Consider the following 13,183-nt stretch of genomic DNA (forward strand, 5'->3'; position numbering starts at 1 on the left):
GAAAGGAATAAATATGTTTTTAAGAAAGCAGAGAAAGATGAAACACATTCTGGCAAATATGATGATGGCAATAGTATTGATTGCTTGTAGCAACGGAGGGATGGATCCGGTGGATAACGGCGGGGAGGACGAGTATGTTCCTGTCAGAGTGGAAACCGTTGAGGATAATGGCGTTGAAACACGTGCGGTTGCTTTGTCAAATGCCAGTATAGGAATATTTCGCACGGCACCTTACACTGCTACGTTTCCGCAACAATATGATGTACAGTGTACTCACGACGGAACCGGATGGAGTTTGGCAGATAAACTATATGTTGGCGGTACGGATGCCTCTTTGCATGTCTATTATCCGTATGGTAAGGTCACTTTTAATGGTGATAATAGTACGGTTACTGCTTTGACAGTGAAAGATAATACGGCGGATAATGATTTTTGTTATGCCGATGCTCCTTTAGCGGCAGTCAATAACCGCAATCCGGTTGCTTCCTTTTTGCTGAAGCATGCTTATGCCGGTGTGAAGTTCAGCATTGCTTGTCATTCGACTTATCCGTTGAAGTGCAAGTTAACCAAGATTGTGATGAAACCCGCAACGAGCGGAAAGAGGTTTTATGTGGAACGTAGCATGGATATCAGTAAATCCGCTGCGGATGCGGGACAGTTGGGAGGGAGCACAGCTTCCGGTTGGACGCTGGATACATCTGCGCTTGCTATGGGGACAGCAGGGATAGCTCAAGGGAGTACGGATGTAAGTATCAGCAAATTGTTTCCTCCACAGGATTTTGAGGACGATACCCAACTGATATTGACAATTGATGGAAGTGAATATTCGGTAACGATTCCATACGAGACTTTGAAAGCTCTGAAAGCCGGGTATTTATCTACCATTTTCCTGGAGGTCAAGGGTACGGGAGTAGATATTTCGGGAGTGAAAGTATACCCATGGGATACCTCTGTTGTACCCGGTGGTGATAACGATGCGACTTTAGATTAATAACTGATTGTAACAGAAAGGATAGTAATGAAAACCAAGTCTGATATGAAACCAATTATAATAGCCACTTTATCGCTGATTTTACTGGCGGGCTGTGGTAATGATGATTTTCCGGTAGAAGAACAAAAAGTTCCTTTAGAGATTGCTTCTGCATTTGTAACAGGTGACGTGCAGACACGTGCCGTCACGCCACAATTACTTACATCAGGTTCGATCGGAGTTTTTCTGGAAGGCGAATCCGGAACCAGTTATGTAAAAAAAGACAATATACAGTATGACTATAACTCCGGCTGGAAACCAAACACGGAAACAATTTATCTGGGTGGAGAGAATGCCAATGTGTGTGCTTATAAGAAAACAACGAAATTAGATTTGGCAACTAAAGAAGCTGTTTCTTTGACTTCTCAGATTTTTGACGCCGAACTTGATTTGGTATATGCAGGTAAGAAAACAGTGAATGGTACTTCTGCCGCTAAGAGCGTTGAGTTTATCATGGGACATGCTTATTCGCAAATCGAATTTGTCTTTAGCCGGGAGAATTATCCTAATACATGCAGAGTAACTAAAATAGCCATAAAGAACGCGAATATAATTGAGAATGCTACGCTGAACCTGGCAACAGCGGTTTATACATCGACTAAAATCAATGCTGCGTTCAGTTATTGGACAAATGTGGCAAAGCAGGCAGATGGCATTGTGGTTCCTGAATCGGGGACTATAAAAAGTAATGTACTGATGATTCCCTGTACATTGGCCAACAATGGAGATACAGGAGTGACACTGGAGTTGACGGTGGACGGTCAACTGATGACAGTTCCGGTTGCGTATACTAAATTGGGCGCATTAACCAAAGGCATTATTCATCAGATCAGCCTGAAACTGAAAGGTACTGCACTTGAACTGAGTGTGAAAGATACTCCGTGGGATAATCAACCGGTAGATGGTGAATATAATCCGGAACCATAAAAAGGAAGGATGAATCATGAAACGACTTTATACGCATAATCCGGATTCTCACTTGGCAAGACGCTTGTGGCTGATGTGGCTTTTAATAGTAGGCTGGAGCTCTTGTTCACAAGTAGAGGTTGCAGACTCTGTAGGGGGTGAGAACGGAGAGATACCTCTTGAAATCCGGGCTACAACCGGTGCAGAGGTCGACACTCGTGCTGTTACTGCTGTAGAAATGACTGAAGGAACATTAGGAATTTTCCGTTTACCCGAGACGGATTATACGGCATTGGAAAATATTCGTTATAACCGTGTTGCGGGAGAAAACTGGAAGCCGGCTTCTACTGTGATATATGTCGGTGCCACTTACGCCAGGCTATGTGCTTATGCTCCCTATAACTCTGTAGAGTTTAAAAATAGTTCGTTGAAAACAGAAGCCGGCCTGACAATGCAGACTTATGCGGCGGAGAAAGATATGCGTTTTGCTGTCAGTGGGGGAGATGAAGTCTGGAAAAAGACTCCTACTGCGAATTTTGAATTGAAGCATGCGTATGCCCGTTTGGTATTGTCTGTGGTACGGGATGCCACGTATCCGAACACGTGTAAGATAACGAAAGCAAAAATAAAGGCTTCTGCCGGAAATATAATCACAGCCAATACGGTTGACATCAGTACCGGAACCGAAGGAAGCGGAACACAAACACCTCAATATATTCACACTGTGACGACCGGTTTAAAAGACGGATTTGCAATAGGGGTTACAGATGATACGAGTTTTGACTGGCTGCTGCCCCAACAAACTTTTTCCGAAGGCGTAGTCTTGACACTTACGGTGGATGACATGGATTATTCCGTTACGATTCCGGCCGATAAACTGAGCACATTTGTAAGAGGTACTAAATATACTGTGTCATTGGTTGTCAAAGGTGGAAAGTTAACTTTGATGAGTGACAAAATCCTGATTGACAGGGATTGGACAGAGGTGCAGACAGGAACCGGAGGCGGTGGCGGTGATTATGATACCAGTTTTAATTAGAATATGAAGATTATGAAACGTTTATTATTGATCCTGGTGGGAGGTATTTTATTGAGTAGCTGTTCTGATGACAGTGAGATGGATGACGGGAGATGGAAAGCATCTGCACTTCGAGTACCGCTCGAGGTATCTTCGGCAGTCATTAAGCAGGAGGTGGTTACACGTTTAGCTCCCGATCCGGTAGCTCTGACGAAGGGGGCCATAGGGATTTTTCTGTCGGGCACAGAACCTGAAAGCGGATATAAAGTTATTGACAACCGTAAATACGTTTACAGCGAAGGTCATTGGGGACCTCCGACGGCTAATGATACAATTTATTTAGTGGGTAACGATGCTGATGTCTGCGCTTACTACCCTTATAAAGATTCGTATGCGGATAAGACGGTCATTCCATTACAATCACAGGATTATGTGGATACTGAAGATATCTATTATGCATTGAATACAATGATAAATGGTTTTACTCCTGCGATTACTTTTGATATGGTGCATGCTTATTCTTTGGTGGAGCTAAAGATCAGTCGTGAGAACTACTTCATGCCTTGTGAAATTAGTAAAATAACCTTGATGAATTCTGCTTTAATAAAAAAAGGCACTATTAACATTGCCGTTGACGGAAGCATACAGGCTTCGGAAACAGGGAATTATGATTTGACAACAGTAACTGCAGCTTCACCTCATACATTGCTTGCTGACGAATCTTATGTACGCCGTGTACTGATGATTCCGGTTCTGCTTGGAATAGACCGGGAAGATGCGGAAGGAGGACAATTCGGGCTGTCTGTCAGCCTTGTGGTAGATGGACAACAGATGCTCGTGGAGATCCCGTATTCCGAACTTGGAGAGTTCAGGCAGGGAGAGAAGTATGTTATCGGATTAAAGATCAAAGGAACAGAAATCGTGCCTACCGTCAAAGCATTGGAATGGGAAGATGATAAGGTCAATGGCGGGGATAAATATCCTGTTGAATAAAATCATATTTAAAACTGAGCTACTATGAAAGGAGTACTATACATAAGTTTTTTAGTTTGCATGTTACTGGGGTGCAGCGATGGTGATAGCTTACCGGATTGGAAAAAAGACAAAACAGCCCGTACTGAGTTGGAGATTGCGTCTGCTTCCATTGTGGAAGGCAATCTACAGACCCGTGCCGATGCAGTTTTTACGCCCGGAAGTTCCATTGCTTTGTTTTGTCATGGGCAGGCTGCCGAAACGAGTTATACGCCTGTGAATAACAGAAAATATACGCTAAATGCCGGTGAGAGTCAATGGACAGCCGAGTCGGAGGCGAGTACCATTTATTTAGGTAGCGAGAAGGCGGATGTGTGCGGGTATTATCCCTATACGGAAGAAACAGTGGATGAGCTTTATAAGGACCGTACTAAAATTCCTATGGAGACACAAAACTATGACGTTTTAAAAGAACTGTATTATGTGACTAACCAGGAAGTTGATGCTAAGGAATATTTTGTAAATATGCGTTTTAAGCATGCTTATTCACGTTTAGTATTGAATATAGGGGTCGAAGATGCTTATCCGGCTACATGTAGTATTAATTCGGTGGCTTTGGCAAACGACTCATTGTTTCGAAAAGCGGTGATAGATATTACGAGTGGTACTGTTGGCATCCATCCGGATGATACGGAGAAACAATTCAGGGGTGGATATAACATTACAAAAGGCCTTCCTTATGTTTTAGACAGTCCTACTAAAAAATACCAGGCTGATCTGCTTATGATTCCTACAAAATTATTGCCTGACCCTTTTGAACCGACTAAAGGGCTTAGCATTATAGTGAATGTAAGCGGATTTCCGGCAACGGTGATCATTCCGATAGACGATCTCTCTGATTTCGAGAGTGGTAAAAAATACGTTGTCTCTTTGAAATTGAGAGGGATTGCAATTAAATCGGTGACCGTAACCACTACTGACTGGGATGAGAAAATACTGAATGAAGGTATAGATTACGAACCGCTTCCCCGACCTTAATGATTATACAAAAATGAACAGCATGATTATGAAACTCAATATGAATATAAATACTTCTGTGGCTGCCATATATGCAATGATGTTATTATTGGTTGCCTGTTCGCAGGAAAGAACTTTATTTCCGACAGAAAAAACGGACAGTGTGCCTTTAAGCGTATTCACTTCGTTCAAGGCGGATGTGACTACAAGAGCCACCGCTCAACCCTTGCCTGAAGGGAGCAGTATCGGAGTTTTTTTGATAGCGGATGCTAACTATGTTATCCCTCAGAGTAATGTGAAATACACTTATCAGCCTGATGACGAATGGACGTCAGAGACCCCTGTTTGGGTGGGCGGGGCAAGAGCCGGTCTGTGTGCTTATTATCCATATGGTAGAGTTACTTTTTCCGCAGTTACACAGACCACATTAAAAAACCAAGCTTACACGGAGGATGCGGATTGGTGGTATGCCAAAGACAATGCGGCTGTCACAGTCAATAATCTGTCACCACAGATAGAATTTTTATTAGAGAAACCTTATTCTCAGCTCTCTTTGGAGATGATTCGTAACGGAAGGTATCCGTTGCAGTGTAAAATAACCAATGTACGTATAGAATTGGAAAACGGGGACTCGATGGTTGACACCGGGACGTTCGATATAAAAGACGGGAGCCTGCAAAACACAACGGATGTTACTTCTTATTCATATCCAACCTCCGGACCTATGCATGACACGGGATTGGGGGTAGGAGAAGCGGCGAGAGATACCACTTGTAACTATCTGTTTGTTCCGCAGGCTCTTGCGTCTGGCTTGAAACTGACTTTGACCATCGATGAACGTGAGTTCAGTGTGATTGTGCCACAGGCGGATCTTGGCGGGCTGGTAGCAGGAAAGCGCCACGTAGTCCGATTGGATATCAGAGGGGGAATACCGATTAATATAGTGGAGGTTACCACGGAGGACTGGGGATCGCCAAAGGAGGTTAACGGTGGTGATGCCACTACTATTAAAGATGAAACAGAGATCATTATTGATGGTGGTAAAGTGGGAACAGAAGATTGGGCGTCGGATCCTACAGAAAATGGATCAGGAGCACTGTAATTTAATATTAAACGTATGAAGACAAACCTATTATTTTTTATTTGCATCCTATTTGCATTAGTCTCTTGTGAACAAGAAGACAAGGTATCCGGAGAAAAGGCACTGGCTGTAGTGTCCGCTTCTTCCGACGATAGGCCCTCAACACGCGGAATTATAAACGATGATACATACGCTTTAGGGGTTTTTCGGACCACTGCCGGTACTTATACGCCTTTATTCAATGTGAAGCATATTTATTCAGGAGGAGAGTGGGGATCTGATGATGTAATCAAGGTAGATTATCGGAATGCTTCTTTTTTTGCCTATTATCCTTATCATACAGCGACCGGAAATTATGCCGGACTGGCAAGTGGCACTACCTTGACCCTGCAAGCACAGTTGTTCAATGCCGGAGAGGACATTTGCTATGGAGCAGGTGGAGCCTTGGGTGGAGGTCCGGTTAGTGTATACAATCCGTTTGTTGAGTTTCTGGATATGAAACACGCGTATACCCGGTTGAGGTTGACACTGACCCGCGGGGAAAAATTTGATAAGACTAAGAAATGTAATATACAGAATATTACTTTCAAATCGAATAATGCCAATTTTTACCTGACACGTAGCCTCGATATTGCCTCAACTGCCGGAGCTACCGGAGGAAGCGCTGTGGCTACCGGGTATGTTCATAATCCTAACGTTAATATTGCCGCCGGTAAAAGCGTGACATACGAGTATATGTTTCCTCCGCAACCACTTGCCGGTAGTAAATTGACTATTCTTGTCACTGTCGACGGGGTGACTCGGAGTTGTGACATTTCAACGTTAGGCAGTTCTTTGGATTCGGGGAAATATTATGGAGTATCGCTGACATTTACGGATGTGGGAATCATCCTGTCATCGGCGGCTGTTACTGTCAATGATTTTGGCGGACAAGGAAATACTCCGATAGATACGGAATTATAACATAAACGGAGAATAAAGATGATACAACTGAAAGATAAACTAAAAGTAAATGGCGGAATGAGACGGTACATGGAAATGGTTTGTTTGAGCCTGTCGTTTTCTCTTTTCGTAATGAGTTGCAGTCAGGAAAGCGATACGTTTTATCCATCGATTCCGGATGAAGAACAGCCCGCTGTGGATGAGAGCCGGATGGTTCCGATACAATTGAGTGTGGACGGGGTTGATCGATTTTACGGAGGGGCAGTGACGCGTTCTGGAGAAACTGTTGCTCGTTTAGTGCAGCCTTTGGATTCTACTTATGATACCGGATATGATGTGGAGACAACAGTGGAGTCGGTTCCATTGGAGAATAGTGTGTCGACCCGTGCCAACTTGGGTAATGTACAGTTTCGTGTAGTGGCTTACAGAACAAATGCTTCGTCTGCCGCTAATTATGCGGGGACAGCTGTTTACAAGACAAATGGTTCGGGAGTCGCGGCTATTGTAGCCAAGACAGCTACTCCTGTCAATAGTGCCGGACAATGGATATTGGGGCCGGGCACATATACTTTTGTGTGCTATTCTTATGGAGTGAATAGTACACCGGCAATGCTGTCCGGTAATTGGTCCGCAACCGTTTCGCACAATCAGGATTTTATGCTTTGCCGGAAAGAAGGAGTTGTAGTAGCTCCCGATGATAGGGGAGAGTTTACATTGGGAGGAATCAGCTTTACACGTCAGTGCGCTCTACTCCAACTGGCTGTCACGGCCAATGATTTTTCTAATAATACGGTTCAACAATGTGCAGCCACTGTATCCAACTTGAATAGCAATAACATAACCTGGAATGCCGGTCAGGCAGCCCTTTCAACAGGCGGCACAGGAGGAGCTGTAAACTTTTCCTGGAGCAGCTTGAATGCGGCTACGGTTCATAGTAATGTATATAAGGTGCTCCCTCAGAGCAACCGTACATTAACCATTAAGTTCACGACTTTGAGAATTGGCAATATACAATACAACAACCGAGTGACGGTTAATGTCACCGGACGTCAATTTGTGGCAGGAGGTAATTATAAGATAACTGTTAAGATAACCGGAAACGGTATTACTGTGGGAGGAGCTACGTGGGCGAAAGGGAACGTTTACAGGAGTGGGAGTAATTTTTATTTAGAGTCTTCACAAAGTGGTTATCACAGTGGTACAGAAGGTGGATCTTTTTTCGGCTGGAATACTCTCTCTTCCAGTAATAATACGTATGGAGGAAGCTCTTTTTCCTCCAACAATGATCCTTGCTATCAGGTTGCTCCCCAAGGAACATGGTGTACTCCGACTGCCAACCAGTTACAGAATCTGGGAAATAGTGGCTATAGGTCTGGAAATATGAATGGTAAGAGGGGAGGATTTTTTGGCGGTGATAAAGTTTTTCTGCCTGCAATGGGAAACAGAGGTAAAAATAATGTAAACTATTGGCCTGGAACGGGGTATTACAGAAGCAGTACGGGCGCCAGTAATAAGCGTTGCTATTATCTGGAGTTTAATCAGAGTTATGCTGTTAAAAATAACTATTATTGGTATTGGGATGCATTCCCGATAAGATGCGTCAAAAGATGAAAATTTTGAAAATGGTGAAGTGTAATGTCGTAAAAAATGAATAATGAATAATTTAAATGATCTGATCAGGATTTGGTGTCTGCTACTGGTTTTGGTCGCCTGCAGCCAGGATGACAATATGGATGGTATACCCGATGATGCCACCGTACCTTGCACTGTCAATAGCGTGAGTGTAATCGAACCGTATAAGGTCAATACTCGTGCCGCACTTAATGACGGAGAATCCATCGGGGTCTTTTTGACTGACGATGTGGCGAAGAATGCAGGTAACAGCCGGAAATATTCGGACAGGAATAATTGTAAATATACCAAGCTATCAGGAAAGTGGACTCCGATTGACGATGAAAACACAGTGTCACTGGCTGAAGATGTATATGCAAACCTTTGGGCAATCTATCCTTATCATGCCGATAAGGAAAACGGATTGGATTATACGGATCGGACGGCCATTCCTCTAAAGTCAAAACTGTATTCGGCTGAGAAAGATTTGTGCTATGGGCCGGGAACCGGAATAGCCAAAGAGACCAGTTTTACTCAGCCTGCACACAGTAAAACTCCTGTAGATATTTCTTTTTTAGAAATGAAGCATGCTTATAGCTGGGTCGTTTTTCAGGTCAACAGACATAAGTATACCAAAGATGCTAAGCTGTCAAAAATAAAGGTATCCAATGTGTTGACATACACTACTCTGGATATTACAAACGGAACTTATGCCGCCTCTGAAGCCACTCCGGAGCCGGGAATCGCAGAGAAAGTGAACGAAACGATTCCGGAACAGGAAGATAAGTATGTAGAGGTGGGCTTCCTTATCGCGCCTTGCACATTAGGATCGATCGGAACCATTCTGGGAGTAGCTGACTGTGGCATGAAAGTAGACCTTACAGTAGATGGTGATGTATATACATTGGGGATTCCGCTTACTAAATTGTCTCAATTGGAAGCCGGGAAAAAATATTTGATTGAGATTACCGTACAGGGGGCGCATGGAATCGTCATTGGGGCGAATGGAGTTTCTACTGTTGACTGGCCTACGCCCCAAGAGGCTTCGGGAGACTTGATAGGTGAGGCTACTATACATACAAATTCTGTTTTAAACTGTTTTTGGTCATGAAAATTAATAATATGTTTTTTATTGCCATGTGCGGATTGTTTATATCATGCGGGGCAGAGATTACAACGGATACTTCATCCGAAGTATTATCCGACAGGCAGATTCCTATAGGAATATCGACAGTTGCTGTTCCTGAATACGGTGCGGAGACTACTCGTGGGCTGATTGCTAACGCCACTTATCGATTGGGACTGTTTCGTACCGGTGACAAAGGTTACCCTCCTCAGTATGATGCGCCTTATACGTATACAGCAACCGGATGGACGGCTTCTACAGAAGTGAAGGTGGATCATCGCGGGGTGAGTTTGTATGCTTATTATCCTTATCAATCCGTTTCCTTTGTAGATAATACGACAACAGCCGTCCTGAATGCGCAACTTTACAGTGCGGACAAAGATATGTGTTATGGGAAGGGGCTACCTGTGGGGAGTGCAAGCCTGATTAATAATGATGCTCCGGAAGTGGACTTTACAGCTATGAAACACGCTTATGCCCGGCTCAAACTGACATTGCTGCGCGGAACGAATTATGATAAGAGTAAGGCATGTAATATCAAAAATATTACTTTGAAATCTAATAATACAAGTTTTTATCTGCAACGTCATTTGAATATCGCTACGGTAGCCGGCGCAACCGAAGGAACTGCCGTCGCAACAGGCTATGTTTATAATCCGAATGTGGATATAGCGATCGGGGGGCAATTGAGCTATGACTTCCTGCTGCCTCCACAGCCACTTGCCGGCAATACATTAACAGTTCTTGTGACGGTGGACGGTGAAGTGCGTTTTTTGAATATTACGGGATTCGGCAGTTCGTTGGATGCCGGATCATACTACAATGTATCTCTGACGATTACAGATATACAGATGGTACCTACGAATGCTTTGACAGTGAATGATTACGGGACTCAAGGGAATACTAATTTTGATTATAAATATGAGATGCATAATTGACAGGACGCAAACGGGAATACTTAGAAGTATGATTCGCCTAATGGCTCGTTCATGTTCTTTATTCTTGATTTTGCTTGCAGTGACAGGATGTGACAGGGAGGAAGATGAAAGATTTCCTTCGGGACATCATGATCCGATAGAGGGAGATGGGGAGATGGTATCTATCAACGTAAAAGTAGATGGGGTAGATGAGTTTTTAGGTGGTGCGGTTACCCGTTCCGGAGAGATTTTGACAAAGATAGTGCAGCCTTTGGACAGTACTTATGATTCGGGCTATGATGTAGAAACAACAATTGAATCTTTACTTCCCGTTAATCCGGTGCAGACGCGTAGCAATATGGCCAATATGCAGTTTCGGGTTGTAGCCTATAAAAACAATTCCATAACGGCCGCTAATTATGCGGGTACAGCGGTTTATAGTACCAATGCTTCCGGCATTGCCTCGATTGTAGCGAATACAGCCACTCCCGCAGGTGTTTCCGGACAGTGGGTGTTAAGGCCCGGGACGTATGCGTTTGTCTTTTATTCATACGGAACCAATACAGCTCCGGCCGCTTTGTCCGGTAATTGGTCGACAACAGTGACGCATAACCAGGATTTCATGTTGTGTCAGAAGACCGGGGTAAATGTTACGGCCAATGCAAGCGGGCAATGCCTGTTGAGCGGCATTAGTTTTTCAAGGCAGTGTGCCCAACTTCAGTTGTGTGTAGTGGCTAAAGAGTTTAATAATAATACGGTTCAGCAGTGTGCGGCAACTATCTCGGGACTTAGCAACAGCCCTGTGACCTGGAATGCGAGCCAGACAACTCTTCCTGTAACAGGGACAAGCGGGACGTTGAACGTAGCATGGACCAATCCGAATGCTACCACAGTGAATAGTAATGTGTATAAGATACTCCCTCAAAGTAACCGTACACTTACAATTAAGTTTACTACTTTAAAAATCGGTAATGGACAAATGAATAACGCCATTACGGTTAGTGCTACAAACCGTTTATTCAGTGCAGCCGGTAATTATAAGATAACGGTTAGCATTGTGCCAAATTATATCTCTGTTGGAGGAGCTAAATGGGCCAGAGGAAATCTTTATCAGAGCGGTAGCAATTATTATTTCGAAGCGGCACAACAGAATTATCATACAGGTGCCAATGGAGGTGGCTATTTTGGTTGGAATACTGCTAATAGTGCAAAGGGAAATTACAATACTGGAAGTTATTCCACAGCTAATGATCCTTGCTATAAAGTAGTGCCACCAGATACATGGGCTACTCCGACAAAAGCACAATTGGAAAATTTAAAGAATAGTGGTTATGTTCATTCAACCAATCCGGAAGGAGGGTGGTTTGGAGGAAGCCAAGGGGTCTTTCTTCCGGCTCCTGGATATAGGAATGATAAAGATGAGATGGCCGCAGTAGGAAGTGATAGTGATTATTGGTCAACTGAGCCTGGCATCTATTTGGCTTTCAATCGAGGGATTTGTGGAATGTATTCATATAGTCGTCGTGGAGGTTTGTGTATCCGTTGTGTTAAGCGATAAAGAACATACTTGCTAATTTGAAGTTGTTAAATAATCAATCCTAATATAAAAAATATGAGAGGTTTAATAAATAATAGACTACTTTTTCTTTCTATAATAATGTTTTTTATCTCTTCATGTCGGAAGGAGGAAGAAGGATCTATCCCAACCGATAGACAAGTGCCTATCGGGGTTACAGAAGCTTCTTTAAGTACGAGAGTGTCCACGCGTGGAGTCATCAATACTGCTACTTATAAATTAGGTCTTTTCCGTACGAATGCTAACGGATATCCACCTCAGTATGATGCTCCTTATACTTATAGCGCAGCCGGTTGGACCGCATTCACAGAAATACTGGTGGATCACCGTCCGGTGGGTCTATACGCATATTACCCTTACCAGTCTGTATCATTTGTCGATAACACGACGACTGCGACGTTAGTTGCTCAAATTTATGATGTAGCTAAAGATGTGTGTTACGGTACCGCTGCGGCTACAGATGGATCGCCGAAGATAAATAATGATCATAAAGCAGTGCAATTTCTTAATATGAAACATGCGTATGCCCGGTTGAAACTTACATTTGTCCGAGGGACGAATGTGATGTCAGGCCGTAAATGTAAAATTGAAAACATAGTGTTGAAGAATAATTCAACCAATTTTTATCTTCAGCGGCAAGTCGATATAACTACCGGCACGATTACTGGAGGGACCCCTGCGGCGGGGGGATATGTATACAATCCGAATGTAGAAATTCCATCCGGGAACCGGGTTTATGAATATTTACTTCCTCCGCAACCTTTGACCGATAGTAAATTGACCATTTCGGTAACGGTAGATGGTGAAGTCCGTACGGTCACGGTTACTGCGTTTGGTGGTGCATTGAATGCAGGAGGATACTATCATGTTACATTGACAATCAATGATGTGCAGATTGTTCCGAATGCGAATGTAATCGACAATGGGTATACGACGGATAATACTACCATTCAGAATAACACTCCAAGTGTGGTTTAAAATGACTGA

Annotated in this window: 12 protein-coding genes; all 12 read left to right on the top strand. The window is 43.5% G+C overall.

What is annotated here, in order from left to right:
• Positions 1 to 13: 13 nt before the first annotated feature.
• Genes R3O62_RS12770 through R3O62_RS12825 form a run of 12 tightly spaced genes read left to right on the top strand, consistent with a single transcriptional unit; the run spans position 14 to position 13,174 of the window.
• Positions 14 to 991 carry a fimbrillin family protein gene (locus R3O62_RS12770; RefSeq protein WP_186993302.1) on the top strand — a complete coding sequence of 326 codons (978 nt, stop codon included), beginning with the start codon at positions 14 to 16 and terminating at the stop codon, positions 989 to 991.
• 27 nt (positions 992 to 1,018) lie between these two features.
• Entirely contained in the window at positions 1,019 to 1,957 is a 939-nt protein-coding gene (locus R3O62_RS12775; RefSeq protein ID WP_005808946.1) for a fimbrillin family protein, read from the top strand.
• Between the two features lie 16 nt (positions 1,958 to 1,973).
• Positions 1,974 to 2,975 carry a fimbrillin family protein gene (locus R3O62_RS12780; RefSeq protein ID WP_234191071.1) on the top strand — a complete coding sequence of 334 codons (1,002 nt, stop codon included), beginning with the start codon at positions 1,974 to 1,976 and terminating at the stop codon, positions 2,973 to 2,975.
• 12 nt (positions 2,976 to 2,987) lie between these two features.
• Positions 2,988 to 3,947, top strand: coding sequence for a fimbrillin family protein (locus R3O62_RS12785; RefSeq protein ID WP_317472850.1), 960 nt, complete (start codon positions 2,988 to 2,990; stop codon positions 3,945 to 3,947).
• A 24-nt stretch (positions 3,948 to 3,971) separates the two neighbouring features.
• Entirely contained in the window at positions 3,972 to 4,964 is a 993-nt protein-coding gene (locus R3O62_RS12790; protein WP_317471175.1) for a fimbrillin family protein, read from the top strand.
• Between the two features lie 22 nt (positions 4,965 to 4,986).
• Positions 4,987 to 6,045 carry a fimbrillin family protein gene (locus tag R3O62_RS12795; protein WP_317472871.1) on the top strand — a complete coding sequence of 353 codons (1,059 nt, stop codon included), beginning with the start codon at positions 4,987 to 4,989 and terminating at the stop codon, positions 6,043 to 6,045.
• Between the two features lie 15 nt (positions 6,046 to 6,060).
• On the top strand, positions 6,061 to 6,987 hold the full coding sequence (locus R3O62_RS12800; protein ID WP_317472851.1) for a fimbrillin family protein: 927 nt from the start codon (positions 6,061 to 6,063) through the stop codon (positions 6,985 to 6,987).
• Positions 6,988 to 7,005: 18 nt separating this feature from the next.
• The gene (locus tag R3O62_RS12805) at positions 7,006 to 8,577 is read left to right on the top strand and encodes a hypothetical protein (protein WP_317472852.1); all 1,572 of its coding nucleotides are present in this window, start codon (positions 7,006 to 7,008) and stop codon (positions 8,575 to 8,577) included.
• A gap of 43 nt (positions 8,578 to 8,620) precedes the next feature.
• Complete coding sequence (locus R3O62_RS12810) at positions 8,621 to 9,688, top strand: fimbrillin family protein (RefSeq protein ID WP_317472853.1); 1,068 nt, start codon at positions 8,621 to 8,623, stop codon at positions 9,686 to 9,688.
• The gene (locus tag R3O62_RS12815) at positions 9,685 to 10,641 is read left to right on the top strand and encodes a fimbrillin family protein (RefSeq protein WP_032543979.1); all 957 of its coding nucleotides are present in this window, start codon (positions 9,685 to 9,687) and stop codon (positions 10,639 to 10,641) included. Before R3O62_RS12810 ends, R3O62_RS12815 begins: the two co-directional genes overlap by 4 nt.
• A gap of 40 nt (positions 10,642 to 10,681) precedes the next feature.
• The gene (locus R3O62_RS12820; RefSeq protein ID WP_050552436.1) at positions 10,682 to 12,178 is read left to right on the top strand and encodes a hypothetical protein; all 1,497 of its coding nucleotides are present in this window, start codon (positions 10,682 to 10,684) and stop codon (positions 12,176 to 12,178) included.
• Positions 12,179 to 12,232: 54 nt separating this feature from the next.
• Positions 12,233 to 13,174: a fimbrillin family protein gene (locus R3O62_RS12825; RefSeq protein WP_317472854.1), complete on the top strand. Its 942-nt coding sequence runs from the start codon at positions 12,233 to 12,235 to the stop codon at positions 13,172 to 13,174.
• The last annotated feature ends 9 nt before the right edge of the window (positions 13,175 to 13,183 follow it).

Source organism: Bacteroides hominis, assembly GCF_033042785.2.
GTDB classification, from domain to species: domain Bacteria; phylum Bacteroidota; class Bacteroidia; order Bacteroidales; family Bacteroidaceae; genus Bacteroides; species Bacteroides hominis.